This is a genomic window from Clostridium thermopalmarium DSM 5974 (assembly GCF_002995795.1).
Classification (GTDB): domain Bacteria; phylum Bacillota; class Clostridia; order Clostridiales; family Clostridiaceae; genus Clostridium_H; species Clostridium_H thermopalmarium.
In genome coordinates this window covers 1-12,325 of record NZ_PVXN01000028.1, presented here as the reverse complement: position 1 = coordinate 12,325, position 12,325 = coordinate 1, and the positions used below count along the sequence as shown (strand labels likewise).

At 31.8% G+C, this 12,325-nt stretch carries 12 protein-coding genes and 3 tRNA genes; all 15 read left to right on the top strand.

Annotated features, from left to right (window positions below):
* The first annotated feature begins 111 nt into the window (after positions 1-111).
* On the top strand, positions 112-687 hold the full coding sequence (gene pth / locus CPAL_RS06175) for an aminoacyl-tRNA hydrolase (protein ID WP_061858498.1): 576 nt from the start codon (positions 112-114) through the stop codon (positions 685-687).
* 15 nt (positions 688-702) lie between these two features.
* Complete coding sequence (gene mfd / locus CPAL_RS06170) at positions 703-4,215, top strand: transcription-repair coupling factor (RefSeq protein WP_106024274.1); 3,513 nt, start codon at positions 703-705, stop codon at positions 4,213-4,215.
* Positions 4,216-4,271: 56 nt separating this feature from the next.
* A complete protein-coding gene (locus CPAL_RS06165; protein ID WP_106024273.1) occupies positions 4,272-5,291 on the top strand; it encodes a peptidylprolyl isomerase in 1,020 nt (339 codons plus the stop codon).
* Positions 5,292-5,455: 164 nt separating this feature from the next.
* On the top strand, positions 5,456-6,007 hold the full coding sequence (gene spoVT, locus CPAL_RS06160; RefSeq protein ID WP_106024272.1) for a stage V sporulation protein T: 552 nt from the start codon (positions 5,456-5,458) through the stop codon (positions 6,005-6,007).
* Positions 6,008-6,189: 182 nt separating this feature from the next.
* Complete coding sequence (locus tag CPAL_RS06155; protein ID WP_106024271.1) at positions 6,190-7,740, top strand: putative polysaccharide biosynthesis protein; 1,551 nt, start codon at positions 6,190-6,192, stop codon at positions 7,738-7,740.
* Positions 7,741-7,753: 13 nt separating this feature from the next.
* Entirely contained in the window at positions 7,754-9,199 is a 1,446-nt protein-coding gene (yabN, locus tag CPAL_RS06150) for a bifunctional methyltransferase/pyrophosphohydrolase YabN (RefSeq protein WP_106024283.1), read from the top strand.
* Positions 9,200-9,303: 104 nt separating this feature from the next.
* Positions 9,304-9,579: an HU family DNA-binding protein gene (locus CPAL_RS06145; RefSeq protein ID WP_061858493.1), complete on the top strand. Its 276-nt coding sequence runs from the start codon at positions 9,304-9,306 to the stop codon at positions 9,577-9,579.
* An 88-nt stretch (positions 9,580-9,667) separates the two neighbouring features.
* On the top strand, positions 9,668-9,937 hold the full coding sequence (locus CPAL_RS06140) for an RNA-binding S4 domain-containing protein (RefSeq protein WP_061858492.1): 270 nt from the start codon (positions 9,668-9,670) through the stop codon (positions 9,935-9,937).
* A 101-nt stretch (positions 9,938-10,038) separates the two neighbouring features.
* Positions 10,039-10,329, top strand: a complete 291-nt coding sequence (gene yabP, locus CPAL_RS06135) for a sporulation protein YabP (RefSeq protein ID WP_061858491.1) — start codon at positions 10,039-10,041, stop codon at positions 10,327-10,329.
* Positions 10,330-10,335: 6 nt separating this feature from the next.
* The gene (yabQ, locus tag CPAL_RS06130; RefSeq protein WP_061858490.1) at positions 10,336-10,731 is read left to right on the top strand and encodes a spore cortex biosynthesis protein YabQ; all 396 of its coding nucleotides are present in this window, start codon (positions 10,336-10,338) and stop codon (positions 10,729-10,731) included.
* Positions 10,732-10,807: 76 nt separating this feature from the next.
* On the top strand, positions 10,808-11,080 hold the full coding sequence (locus CPAL_RS06125) for an FtsB family cell division protein (RefSeq protein WP_061858489.1): 273 nt from the start codon (positions 10,808-10,810) through the stop codon (positions 11,078-11,080).
* 57 nt (positions 11,081-11,137) lie between these two features.
* Positions 11,138-11,542 carry a S1 domain-containing RNA-binding protein gene (locus CPAL_RS06120; RefSeq protein WP_061858488.1) on the top strand — a complete coding sequence of 135 codons (405 nt, stop codon included), beginning with the start codon at positions 11,138-11,140 and terminating at the stop codon, positions 11,540-11,542.
* Positions 11,543-11,716: 174 nt separating this feature from the next.
* Positions 11,717-11,805, top strand: a tRNA-Leu gene (locus CPAL_RS06115).
* Between the two features lie 4 nt (positions 11,806-11,809).
* Positions 11,810-11,885 (top strand) — tRNA-Met (locus tag CPAL_RS06110).
* Between the two features lie 8 nt (positions 11,886-11,893).
* Positions 11,894-11,970, top strand: a tRNA-Met gene (locus tag CPAL_RS06105).
* The last annotated feature ends 355 nt before the right edge of the window (positions 11,971-12,325 follow it).

Here is a 12,325-nt window from a genome sequence, read left to right as displayed (position 1 = left end):
TATAATCTCATGGGTTTAAGGCGTTTGTAAAATAACTATTTATAAAAAGCTTTTTTTGATGTATCATATTTTAAGTATGATTAAAATGAAGTGAGATGGAGGTGTTTTTATATGTTTTTAATAGTGGGACTAGGCAATCCAGGAAAAGAGTACGAGAATACGAGACATAATGTAGGATTTGATATTATAGATTTAATATCTGAAAAGTATAATATTGAAATAAATAGGAAAAAATTTAAAGGTGTGTATGGTGATGGTAATATAAATGGGGAAAGAGTTTTTTTGCTAAAGCCAGAAACTTATATGAATTTAAGCGGAGAAAGTGTAAAGGAAATATCTGATTTTTATAAAATACCTAATGAAAACATTATAATTATTTATGATGATATAAGCTTAGATGTTGGCAGACTTAGAATTAGAGAAAAAGGCAGCGCAGGAGGTCATAATGGAATCAAGAGTATTATTGCCAGTTTAGGCAGTGATGTTTTTCCAAGGATAAAGGTAGGAGTAGGACAGCCTATGGAAGAAGATTTAGTTTCTTTTGTATTAGGCAGATTTTCAGATGATGATAGAAAAATTTTAGAAAAGGTATTTGAAGCAGCATCAGCTGCAGTGGAAGTTATAATAAAAAAGGGAACTATGGAGGCTATGAATAAATATAACGGTTTTAAGGTAGAGCAGGATTAGGAGAGGTGCATACAGATGAGATTAAAAGGGCTTATGCAGCCTTTATTTGAAAATGAGCAATTTAAAGATGTAGTAAAGGCTGTGGAGGATAGAAGGTTTCCTATAGAGGTAGTAGGACTTTCTGACTCAGGTATAGGATTTTTTATAAATGGGATATATGAAAATCAGGATAAATCAATTCTCATATTTACTCATAGTGATGTCGAGGCTAAAAACTTATATGAGGATCTATCCTTTTATTTGCCTAATGTATATTACTTTCCTAATAAAGAGGTAGTGTTCTATAACATATATGCAATTTCAGGAGATTTAAGATGGGAAAGGCTGAAAGTAATAAGAGAGATGCTTAGAGAAGATAAAAAAATTATAGTTGCATCTATTGAAAACTTAGTAGCATCTTATATTTCTCCTGAGCTATATAGAAAATATACGATACATATTTCCGTAGGAGATACTGCTGATATGGAAAGTTTAAGTGAAAGGTTGATACAAAGTGGATATGAAAGAGTCAGCATAGTAGAAGGAAAAGGAGAATTTTCAATAAGAGGGGGAATACTTGATATTTATCCTCCTATATCCTCTATTCCGTATAGAATAGAGTTTTTTGGAGATGAAGTAGATTCTATAAGAAGCTTTAATACAGAATCTCAAAGAAGTATAGAGAAGTTTAATAGTATAGAAATATTTCCTGCTAAAGAGATGATTCTAACAAAAGAAAACGTTGATAAAGGATATGAGGAAATAAAAAAAGATTTAGAACTGGCTAAAAAGACCTTAGGAAAGGATAAAGAAGCAAGAGAAAGAATAGAGTTAAGTATTTCTGCTAATTTGGAGCTTTTAAAAGAAAATTGGGGATTTGAAAATATAGACAGCTTTCTACCATATTTTTATGATAAAACCTTTACTTTAACAGATTATATGAAGGATTCCTTGATATTTATAAATGATACTCAAAGATGTGTAGGTAAGTTAGAGAGCATATACTTTGAGTTTCAGGAAAATTATAAGCAGTTTTTAGAAAGAGGAAATGTGCTGTTAGGTCAGTCTAAGTTATTAGTGAGCAAAGATGAAATTATGGAAGAATTAAGAGAATCTAAACTCATAACCTTAGATATGCTGCACAAAGAAAATAAGTATTTTGTGCCGCTGCATAAAGAAGTATTTTCTCAGGTAAGTCTTAGTGGGTATGGTGGAAAGATAGACTTACTTATAGATGATATAAAAGATAAAAAGCTTAAAGGGTATAAAACAGTTATTTTAAGTGGAACTAGACCAAGAGGAGAAAGACTTGCAGAAACCCTAAGAGACAGAGATATTGAGAGCACCTATAAAGATGTTATAGAAAATATTGAATATGGCGAACTGGTAATAACCTTTGGAAATCAAGAAAAGGGATTTGAATATCCAGATTTAAAGCTGTGCGTAATATCCGATAAAGAGATTTTTGGAGCTTCAAAGAGAAAGGTTGCTAGAGTAAATAAAAAAGGTGTAGGAAAGATAAAAAGCTTTACAGAACTAAAACCAGGAGATTATGTAGTTCATACAAACCATGGAATAGGTGTATATAAAGGAATAAAGCAACTAGAGGTTCAAGGACATAAAAAGGATTACTTAGAGCTCAGCTACAATGGAGAAGACAAGTTATATGTGCCTGTAGACCAGTTGGACTTAGTACAAAAGTATATAGGAAGTGAAGGAAAACCTCCTAAAATAAATAAGCTTGGAGGAAGTGAGTGGAATAAAGCTAAGAGCAAGGTTAAAAAGGCAATAAATGAAATAGCAGAAGATTTAGTAAAGCTATATGCTATAAGGTCTACATTGAAAGGACATAAATTTTCTAAAGATACTATATGGCAAAAACAATTTGAAGACGAGTTTCCATATGAGGAAACTCCAGACCAGCTTACAGCTATAGAAGAAATCAAAAGAGATATGGAATCTGAAAAAGTAATGGATAGGTTACTGTGTGGAGATGTAGGATATGGAAAAACAGAAGTAGCAATGAGAGCGGCCTTTAAAGCGGTAATGGATGGTAAGCAGGTAGCTATTCTAGTTCCTACAACTATTTTGGCAGAACAACACTACAATAATTTAATTCAAAGATTTTCAGATTTTCCAATAAAAATAGATATGGTAAGTAGGTTTAGAACTTCTGCTCAAATAAAACAAACATTAAAGGAACTTAAGGCTGGTAATGTGGACATTCTTGTAGGTACTCATAGAATACTTCAAAAGGATGTTCAGTTTAAGGATTTAGGTCTTCTTATTGTAGATGAGGAGCAAAGATTTGGAGTCACTCATAAAGAAAAGATAAAAAATATGAAAAAAAATGTAGATGTGTTAACTTTAACAGCCACACCTATACCAAGAACACTCCACATGTCTCTTACAGGTATAAGAGATATAAGTGTTATAGAAACTCCTCCAGAGCAAAGATATCCTGTACAAACCTATGTGGTAGAATTTAATGAACAGCTCATAGCAGATGCTATTGAAAGAGAAATAGATAGAGGAGGTCAGGTGTATTTTGTATATAATAGGGTAGGATCTATAAAAGAAATGGCCTCATATCTAGGAAAATTAGTGCCAGAGGCAAGGATAGGCATAGCTCATGGACAGATGCCAGAGAAAGAACTTGAGAAGGTTATGATTGACTTCATGAAGAATAAGTATGATATACTTTTATGTACAACTATAATTGAGACAGGTTTAGATATTCAAAATGCAAACACTATGATAATATATGATGCAGACAAGTTTGGATTATCACAGCTTTATCAGCTCCGTGGAAGAGTCGGAAGAAGCAACAGAATTGCATATGCATATTTAACTTATAGAAAAGATAAAGTGCTTTCAGAGGTGGCTGAAAAAAGATTGAAAGCAATAAAAGATTTCACTGAACTTGGCTCAGGATTTAAAATTGCTATGAAGGATCTAGAGATAAGAGGAGCAGGAAACATTATAGGTTCATCTCAACATGGACATATGGCATCTGTAGGATATGATTTATACTGCAGGATGCTTGAAGACACCATAAAGCTTATAAAAGGTGAGATAGACAGAGAGCCTTTTGAAACTACTGTAGATCTTAAAGTGGATGCATATATACCAAATAACTATATAGACGATGAGATGCAAAAGATAGAGATATATAAAAAGATTGCTAGTATAGATTCTAAGGAAGCTATGTTAGATATTCAAGAAGAACTTGAAGATAGATTTTCTGATATACCTAATTCCGTAGATAATCTTATGAATATTGCTTATATTAAGGCTCTTGCCAATAAGCTTGGAATACAGGAGATTAAGGAAAAACCTACTGAGGTTGTTATAAAGTTTGTTAATAGAAACTTTATAAGTGAGGATCTAGTAAGATATATAATAAATAAATACAGCAGGAAAATTATATTTAAGATGGGTGAAGAGCCTGCAATAGGATATCAGCTAAGAGATATAAAGAAGGAAGAACTAATACCTGCTCTAAAAGAATTATTGGAATATCTTCAGGGAGCAGTTGAAACAAAGTAATTTTATGGTACAATAAATTTGTTGTGAAAAAATATGATAAGAGTGGAGGAATAAAATTGAAGAACATAAAGAAAATCATTGCAGCTGCAGCAGTATCAATTTTTGCAGTGTCAGCTGTAGGATGTAATATGATAGAAAAGACACCAGAAGCTATAGCTAAGATGACAGTAGCTAAGGTTGGAAATAAGAAAATAACAAGAGGACAATTGGACTCTCATCCATATCTAGCAGGAACACTAGAGCAGTATAAACAGCAGTATGGTGAAAATTATGCTCAAAATGAAGAAGTTAAAGAAAATTTAAAGCAGGCAAAACTTCAAGTTCTTAATGAAATGACTGCAATTGAAGCTATTATTCAAGAGGCAGAAAAGCTAAAATTAGTTCCAAGTGAAGAGGAATTAAAGAAAGAAGTAGATAAATCTATAGCAGATCTTAAAGAAGCTCAAAACCTTAAGGATGATGCCTCTTATAAGGAATTCTTAAAATCTCAAGGAGTTACAGAAGAGGGGCTTAGAGAAATATTAAGACAAAATGTTATAATTAAGAAACTTCAAGATGAGGTTGGTAAAAATGTAAAAGTTACTGATAAGGAAATGCAAGAAGAATATAACAAGCATAAAGATAAATATCCAAAGGATCCTGAAAAACCTACAAAACTTACCTTAGCTCATATTTTAGTTTCAGATGAAGCACAAGCTAAATCAATTAAAGCACAGCTTGATAAAGGAGCAGATTTTGCAGAGCTTGCTAAAAAGTATGGAACAGATGGAACTAAGGACAAAGGTGGAGACTTAGGTACAGTTCCAGTAGTAGATTCTGGATTTGATGAAGACTTTATGGATGCAGCTATGCAACTTAAAGAAGGTGAAGTATCTGGAGTAGTTAAAACTCAATCTGGATATCATATAATAAAGGTTACTAAGAGAGAAGATCAGCCTGTTAAAACTTTTGAAGAAGCAAAATCAGAAATAAAAACTACACTAGAAGATAAAAAGAAAGATGAGGCTTGGTCTAAGAAGTTAGATGAAATACAAAAAAATGCAGATATAAAAACTTATGAAGATAGATTAATCTAATGTTAAGAAGATGGCGTATTAATAGTCATATATTAATACACCATCTTTTTTTAGTATTAAAATTAAACCTATACAATTGTGTATAAAATTTCATATTTGGACAGATAATATTATTGTGAAAATCATTATTAATAAAATAAACAAACAAGGAGGTAAAAAAATAGATGAAAGCAACTGGTATCGTTAGACGTATAGACGATTTAGGAAGAGTAGTAATACCTAAAGAAATAAGAAGAACTCTAAGAATTAGAGAAGGAGATCCATTAGAAATCTTTACAGATAGAGACGGCGGAGTAATATTAAAGAAATATTCACCTATAGAAGAATTGAGCAACTTTGCAAAAGAATATGCTGAAGCACTACAGGCAACAACAGGTAATATCATACTTATATGTGATAAAGACAACATTATATCTGTAAGTGGAACTTCTAAAAAAGAATATATGGATAAGAAGATAAGCGCAGAACTTGAAAAAGTAATGGAAGATAGAAAAAGTTTACTTCTAGGAGAAGGAAGTAGTAAGACAATACCTCTAATGGATGATGAGGATGCAGAGGGTAAATACTCTGCTCAAGCGATTTCACCTATAATTGCAGAAGGAGATGCAATTGGTGTTGTAATAATAGCATCTAAAGAAGATGATGTTAAGTTTGGAGAAATAGAATTAAAATTAGCTGAAACAGCAGCTTCATTTCTAGGAAAACAGATGGAATAAGGCCTCTTGGCTTTAGGGTAATATATTCTCTAAAGCCTAGAAATCCTTATACATAGCTAAGAATAAAAAAACAATGGTATCATTACTGCCATTGTTTTTTTAGAGTAATAATTAAGAGTAATAATATACCTAAAAGTTAAATATAAATACTTGTACTAGTAAGTATTTTTGGGGGTATTAATTTGAAAAAACAATCATTAGTAAAAGGAACCTTTATTTTAGGTTTTGCAGGTATATTTGCTAGAGCTATAGGGATGTTCTTTAGAATTCCTCTTACAATACTTGTAGGTGATGAAGGATTAGGATATTATCAAATGGCATATCCACTGTATATGCTTTTTATTGCAATTGCATCAGGAGTACCACTGGCTATGTCAAAAATGATATCTGAAAAAAGCGCTAAAGGGAATGACATAGGAATATTTCAGGTATTAAAGGAAGCATTAATATTGATGAGCATACTAGGTTTAGGTACAAGTATAATTATGATTGCATTCTCTAGTAAGCTTTTAAGGCTCTTTAGATGGGATCCTAAGGCTTACTATTCTCTTGTAGCTTTAGGAATAGCACCTTTTTTTATAAGTATTATGAGTGTATTCAGAGGTTTTTTTCAGGGACTTCAGACTATGACCCCTACAGCAATATCTCAAATTCTAGAACAGATTGGAAGAGTTGGGGTTGGAATTGGGCTAGCTATATTACTACTTCCAAAGGGTGTAGAATATGCAGCAGGAGGAGCTACATTAGGAGCGGCAGCAGGAGGAATACTAGGAGGAAGTTATTTAATAGGTACATATATAAAGGCTAAAAGAAGATTTCCTAGAATAAAAGTCAGATCTAATCCAAAAGTTATGGAAGAGCTACTGGTAACTGCAATACCAATATCTTTAGGGGCAGCAGTAGGTACTGTTATGAATGTAATAGATTCCTTCTTAGTTCCACAAAAACTTTTAGAAGCAGGCTTTACATCAAGAGAAGCAGCAGTACTATATGGACAACTTACAGGAAAAGCAGCAGTCTTAGTAAATGTGCCTCTTACTTTATCAGCAGCTTTATGTGCCTCTGTTGTTCCAATAATATCAGAGGCATTTGTGCTAAACAATAGAGCCAAATTAAATCATAATGTAACATCAGCAATTAAAATATCTACAGTGGTGGCATTACCTTCTCTCGCAGGACTATATTTTTTAGCTTCTCCGATATTACATCTTATTTTTAGGGGGCAGGCAGAAGGAGAACTTATTTTAAAATACTCATCTCTATCAATTCCGCTTATAATACTAGCTCAAACTACTACAGTAATATTGCAGACAACTACTTCTAAAAGATTACCTGTAATTAATTTGTTCATAGGCTGTATAGTGAAAATGATAGTAACAAGTATATTAGTTCCTATTCCTAGCATAAATGTTTATGGAGCTATTATAGGGACATTTTCAGCCTATGCAACAGCAGTTGTGTTAAATATAAGGCTTTTAAAGAAAAAACTAGGAGTATATATAGACTTATATAAGGTACTGATAAAACCAGCCTACGCGTCTATTGCTATGATATTTTCTGTTGTCTTTGTTTATGTTAAGGCATATAATTATACAATGAGCAATTCAATTTCTTGTCTAATAGGAATATTTATAGGTATAATAATCTATGGAATGTTAATAATGGCATTTAAAGTGATTGATTATGGCGAAATAAGAAACAAGAAAATTAATAAGGCAATAAAGAAAGGATAAAGTGAGAGAAACTATGATAAAGGTTGTAGGGTTGGGACCTGGTAGCAAGGATGCTGTTACCATGGGAACTTTTGAGGTACTGAAGAATAGTACTAATGTTTATTTCAGAACAGAAATTCATCCTAATGTAGAATACTTAAAAAGTTTAGGGATTAAATTTGAAAGCTATGACTATAAATATGAGAGTCTTGAAAGCTTCGATGAGGTATATGAAGACATAGCAAAGGATTTAATAGAAAAACATAAGAAATATGGAGATATAGTATATGCCGTGCCGGGACATCCGTTAGTGGCAGAAAAGTCTGTAAGCAATCTAATAGAACTTTGCAAAAAAGAAAATATTGAAATAGATATACTTCCAGCTATAAGCTTTATAGATGCCTTAATGGAAAGTTTAAAGATAGATCCCATAAGTGGAATAAAGGTAATAGATGCTTTTGACATGGAAAATCAAATCTTAGATAAGAGGCTTGGAACTATAATAACTCAGGTATATAATAAATTTATAGCGTCAGAAGTAAAATTGAAGCTTCTTGAATATTATAGCGATGATATGGAAATATATTTTGTAAGGGCAGCTGGAGTTAAAGAGCTTGAGAGCATTAGAAAGATACATATATATGAGCTTGATAGGCAGGATGACATTGACCACCTTACATCTATATATGTTCCTAAAAACTTAGAGGGTACTAAGGATTTTCATGATCTACTCAATGTGATGGAGACTTTAAGGGGAGAAGATGGATGTCCGTGGGATAGAGAGCAAGATCATAAGTCTTTAAAGAGATATTTGATTGAAGAATGTTATGAAGTTTTAGAAGCTATAGATGAAGAGGACGAAGATAAATTAATTGAGGAATTAGGAGACGTTTTACTTCAGGTAGTGTTCCATGCTCAAATAGGAAAAGAAGATGGATACTTTAATATTAATGATGTAATAAAGGGAATATGCAATAAGCTTATATATAGGCATCCTCATGTTTTTGGAGAGGCTGAGGTAAGTAATTCAAAAGAAGTTTTAGTAAACTGGGATGACTTAAAAAAGAAAGAAAAGGGACTTGAGACTTACACAGAAGAGCTTAAGCATATACCTAAAAATCTTCCTGCTCTTTTAAGAGCTGAAAAAGTTCAAAAGAAGGCTAGTAAGGTAGGATTCGATTGGAAAGACGTAAAGCCGGCTCTTGATAAAATTATTGAGGAATTAAAAGAGGTTAAAGAGGTATATAATTCCAAGAATAAGGGAAAAATAATAGAAGAAGTAGGAGATTTAATATTTAGTTGCGTAAATGTAGCGAGATTTCTTGACATTGACCCTGAAGATGCATTAAATTATACTATAGATAAATTTATAAGTCGATTTGAATACATAGAAAAAAAAGCAAAAGAAATTGGAACTAAACTTACAGATATGTCTCTAGAAGACATGGATAAGTTATGGGAAATGTCTAAGAAAATATAAGGTGATTTTAATTAAAAGTTCATATAAATAAAAGAGGATTTTTAATTTAAATGAAGAATAAAAATCTAACACTATTTATTAGTTAATTTAAGGAGGTAACAAAAGTGAATAAATCAGAATTAATTGCTAGTATGGCTGAAAAAGGACAATTAACAAAGAAAGATGCAGAAGCTGCATTAAAGGCTTTTATAGAGAGTGTAGAAGAAACATTAAGCAAAGGAGAAAAGGTTCAATTAGTTGGATTCGGAACTTTTGAAGTTCGTGAAAGAGCTGAAAGAAAGGGAAGAAATCCAAGAACTAAAGAAGAAATAACTATACCAGCATCAACAGTTCCAGTATTCAAAGCTGGTAAAGAATTTAAGGATATGGTTAATAAATAATAACTAGAATAAAAAAACTAAAATAAAAACCTGGGTGCAAATCTGGGTTTTTTATTTTATTAACTGTTTATTTTTAATGGAGGTAATTATGAGATTAGATAAATATCTTAAGGTTTCAAGAATAATAAAAAGAAGAACTGTAGCTAAGGAAGCTTGTGAAAGTGGAAGGGTTTTTATAAATGGAAAGGTTGCAAAGCCAAGCACAGATGTAAATGAAAATGACATAATAGAAGTTAAGTTTGCCAAAGGTACGTTAAAGGCAAAGGTAGTAAATATAACACATCATGTTTCAAAGTCTGATGCTAAACTTATGTATGAGATAATCTCTGATGATTCTGAAGAAGCACAGGTGGAATAACATATAAATTAAATAGGATTTTATTATTGGCCTCTCCTTTACAAGTGCATATTCACTATTATGCTAGCATATACATATTTATAAAAGGGGAGGGGTGTTTAATGGAAGTAAAAAAAGAAAATATAGAAAATCAAAAGAGCAGCTTAGTGCTTGAAAATAGAAATAGATTAACGCTTACTGGAGTAGTGGAAGTTATAAATTTTGATGATAAGACTATAACTCTTGACACAAGTCTTGGAACTTTAACCATAAGAGGACAAGAACTTAAAATGCAAAAATTAGATGTTCAAAACGGGGATGTAGCAATAATAGGACGTGTAAATTCCTGCGTATATACAACTACAGAAAGTAAAAAAGATAATGAAAGCATTATAGCAAGGTTGTTTAGGTAGGTTATTATGTTGATACCAATACAAACTCAAATTAACATGATATTATACAGTATATTAGCAGGAATACTTACAGGACTCCTATTTGATATATATAGGATTATTAGAGGATTTGAAAACCCCAATAAGGTATTAACCTTTATAGAGGATATATTATTTTGGATTTTTGCAGCACTGTTAGTTTTTATTTTTTTGCTTTACACTGGATATATGTATGTTGGAATACATTTATATATATATATAGCTCTTGGTTTATACATATATGTAAAATTGATGAGTAACTATTTATTAAAAATACAGTATAGGTTTATGATGTTTTTGGCAAGAACCTTAAGAGTAACGATAAATTTCCTTTTATATCCATTACAGCTTATGCTTTGTAAGATTGCTAAGAAAAATAAATAAAAAATTTCTTGAATAAAGTCTAAAACAAAACTAAAATATAGATATAAACAAAATATAATTTTAGAGGGAATTATATATGGAAAGAAAGTCTAAAATTAAAAAAATAAGTATAGCCCTAGTTCTAGGATATGTATGCTATATATTGGTGAATCAACAGATAACCATAAGAAATAAGAAAGCTCAGTTAGAAAGTTATAAAGTTGAGTTAGATAAAGCAATGAAAGAACATGAAAGATTAGTAGATGAGACCAAAATATCTAAGACTTACAGATATGTGGAGAGACTAGCCAGAGAGAAACTAGGTTTTATTAAGCAAGGAGAGAATGCGGTAATACAAAAAAATGATTAACCATAGCTTATTTATAATTTAATTTATATAAACATATCAAGGAGGAGTTTTATTAACATGACCTTAAAGTTAGGGAGTATCCTAGAGGGTACAGTAGTCAACATAACAAAGTTTGGAGCATTCATAGAAGTGGAGGGGAAAACGGGGCTAGTTCATATATCTGAAGTGTCGGACACGTATGTAAAAGATATAAGAGAATATCTTAAAGAACAGGATAAGGTTAAAGTTAAAGTTATAGCTGTTGACGATAATGGAAGATTAAGTCTATCTATAAAACAAGCTATGGTTAACAAAAAATCATCAAGACCTGTAGAAATAGACTGGGAAAAAGAAAGAAATAAAACAAGCAGCATAAACTTTGAAGACGCTATATCCAAGTTTCTAAAAGATAGTGAAGAAAGATTTCAAGACATAAAAAAGCATCAAAATATAAAGGGAAACAGATATTCTAGAAAAGGTTGATCATAAATGAAAAAGGACTAACTATAGTCCTTTTCTTATTTTCCATTCGTAATCATTTCAAAAAAATATGAATAAATTTAAAAAAGTAGTTGACACATATATATGATTAATATATAATAGTCTATGTCGCTGAGAGATGACGACAAAAAAATAAAATATATGATTTTTATAAATGCTGGAGTGGCGAAATCGGCAGACGCACAGGACTTAAAATCCTGCGGAGCTAACCCTCCGTACCGGTTCAAGTCCGGTCTCCAGCACCAATATCGCGGGGTGGAGCAGCTGGTAGCTCGTCGGGCTCATAACCCGAAGGTCGTAGGTTCGAATCCTATCCCCGCAACCAATAAACATGGCGGAATAGCTCAGCTGGCTAGAGCATTCGGTTCATACCCGAAGTGTCGTAGGTTCAAGTCCTATTTCCGCTACCAAACAAAAAGAACCATAGATTTTTCTATGGTTCTTTTATTTATTGTGAATTTTAGTTTGTTAAGCAGTACAAGCGTCCAAAATAAAAAACTACATTCTGTATGTGAAAAATTGGATTACATCATTAGGGTAGCTACCTGTTTTACGGGTGGTGACTAAGTTTTTAACACGATGATTATCTTATAAATGATGGCTTTAAAAAACAAACTTAAAGAATTAAAAAAATAATTCTTAAATTGCAATATTAAATGCAACACCCCTGTGAAAAAATCATGTAGAATAGGACTGACAATAGTCAAAATCAGCCTTAAGCCCATCTTAATAATAACAGGAGATGGAGTGCATGGGTTTGTCAAG